The organism is Gordonia aquimaris (assembly GCF_026262595.1).
Taxonomy (GTDB): domain Bacteria; phylum Actinomycetota; class Actinomycetes; order Mycobacteriales; family Mycobacteriaceae; genus Gordonia; species Gordonia tangerina.
On record NZ_JAPKFM010000063.1, the window covers coordinates 1 to 1,804 of the forward strand.

2 protein-coding genes are annotated in these 1,804 nt (G+C 64.6%); both read left to right on the forward strand.

Annotation, left to right across the window (positions count from 1 at the left end; translation table 11 throughout):
* Positions 1-185: 185 nt before the first annotated feature.
* Positions 186-806: a DUF8548 family protein gene (locus tag OSB52_RS24545; RefSeq protein ID WP_266063949.1), complete on the forward strand. Its 621-nt coding sequence runs from the start codon at positions 186-188 to the stop codon at positions 804-806.
* A partial coding sequence (locus tag OSB52_RS24550) for a hypothetical protein (RefSeq protein ID WP_266063951.1) occupies positions 803-1,804 on the forward strand: 1,002 nt, incomplete at its 3' end. The genes OSB52_RS24545 and OSB52_RS24550, both read left to right, overlap by 4 nt.

Here is a 1,804-nt window from a genome sequence, read left to right on the forward strand (position 1 = left end):
TTAGACGCACGACCGCGGTCATCGGTTCCACCGATCTGGACCCATACGCGGCGTGATTTCTTCGCACCGGTCCGGGCGCCGCTCGACACTCGGTTCATGTTCCAGGCCGGATGATGCCGAGTAACGCTCCTTGGTGTGTCTGCGATCACATTGCGGACGCACCAATGCGGCTGAGGAGAGAGCACGTGGATCAGGTTGAAGCGCTGGACAGGTACGTCACCAGCACACTCGGTGACAGCCTCCCTGCCTGGCCGGGCGGTTGGCCCGGCGAAATCGAAGCGGCGCTGATCGATGCCGTGTTCTCCATCCAAGCGCGCTATGGCGGCCCCCAGACCGGCGTTCGTGGCGTGGTCAAGCGATGGCGCGACCATCAAGCTCGCCCCCTCGACGACCTCGAAGTCCTCGCGCAGGTCGACCCGGCCGAATTCATTCGAATAGTCGACAACTCTTCGCAGGCGAGCGGACGACCGAAGGCCGCGATCGTCGTCGATGCGGCACGAGCTCTCACCGACGTCGGTGTCCGTCATGCGCGCCAGTTCAGAAGCACACCAGACCAGAAGGCCGCATATCTGTCGGTCAAGGGCTGCGGTCCGGTGACGTGGTCGTACCTGGGAATGCTGCTCGGCAGCCCTGACATCAAAGCCGACACGTGGATTCTCCGGTTCGTCGAGAAGGCGGTAGGCCACCGCGTCGCATCGCAGGAGGCCCGACAGCTACTCACAGCCGTCGCGGCAAAACGGGACGTCAACGCCACCGAGTTGGATCACGCGGTGTGGGACTACGCGCGCAGAAACCTCGCCTCATGACCGACTCCTCGGAGCTCACCAGCCGCGTCCACCTGGTGACGGCTACACCGTGGCAGCAAGCAGTCGACTGCTATTTCAACCCCGACGACGATGTCGATATCGACGACTTGCGATTCGGCTTCCCCGGACGCTGGGACGCCGGCGACCTGTTCGTCGTGGTCACGACCGACAGTCACACCCCGGCGATCATCGTCGTCGAAGAATCCGAGACCGATTCGGACGCAACGCGCTCCCACGAACACACCTACATGGGACCATTCGACTTCGGCCTGTCGATCGCGGCGGTCGAGGCGAGGCTTGCCACCACGCTCCCGGCCGAGGCCGCCACGCTCGCTCCGAAACTCGGTGAACGGCTTCTGCAGGCGATCGAGTCGGAGGCGTCCGATCCCACATCCTGGCGCGAACTCGACGAACGCGGCTGCCTCGCTGATGTGGCCGATTGGCCACCTCACGACAGTTGGGCTCCCTGCGCATGCTGTGGACGGCATTCCTACGACGGAGTCGAGTTGGAACAGCACGCGCTCGCCGATGAGCACGAGCAGGAGTTCTTCGGCTTCGGGCCGCTCACCGTCTGCATGCCGTGCCACGACCGCTTGCACCGGCCGTTGGCCCCGGGTGCCGATGACGTGATGTTCGGCTTCCGACCGCTGTGCCCGAGTTGCTCCGCGATGCGGACCTTCAGGGTGATCTGGGGTATGCCCGCGGGACCTCCGGGCCCGGGCACCGACATCGCCGGTTGTGTGATCACGTCTCCGTTCACACCTGAATATCGCTGCGGCGAATGTGACTACGTGTGGACCGACGACGACGAAGCGTATCGTCCGCTGCCGCCAGAGGACACTGACGCCAGGGTTCGCGCACGGATTGACACCGCCCCACCGGGGGTTTACCGGCCGTTTTCGCGTGTTACCGAACCCGGCCGTGTCATCGTCGGCGATTATATGGCGCGGCAGGTCAGCAGCAGTTCGGCCTGGGGCCCTGGCGTCGTGCACGAACTG